The 289-nt window shown below is 66.1% G+C and carries 1 protein-coding gene; it reads left to right on the top strand.

What is annotated here, in order from left to right; translation table 11 throughout:
• Positions 1-289: YhjD/YihY/BrkB family envelope integrity protein (locus AABA86_RS33655; RefSeq protein ID WP_338309800.1), on the top strand; the 289-nt coding region annotated here is incomplete at both ends.

Here is a 289-nt window from a genome sequence, read left to right as displayed (position 1 = left end):
GCGTGCTCACCATCGGCGCGGCGCTGTCGGTCTATTTCGCCTCCAACGGCGTCGAAGCGCTCCGGGTCGCGCTCAACCGCGCCTATGCGGTGGTCGAGATGCGGCGCTGGTACTGGCTGCGGCTGGAGTCGATCGCCTACACGCTGATCGCGGCTTTCACCGCGCTCGCCATGGCTTTCCTGATCGTGCTCGGTCCGCTGCTGATCGAAGCGGCGCGAAGCCATATCCCGCTGTTCGTCGAGTCCAACGAGAGCATCCTCACCTGGCTGCGCTACGGCATCACCGTCGG

This window comes from Bradyrhizobium sp. TM233 (assembly GCF_036247965.1).
Taxonomy (GTDB): Bacteria; Pseudomonadota; Alphaproteobacteria; order Rhizobiales; family Xanthobacteraceae; genus Bradyrhizobium; species Bradyrhizobium ottawaense.
This window is presented reverse-complemented; position numbering and strand designations above follow the sequence as displayed.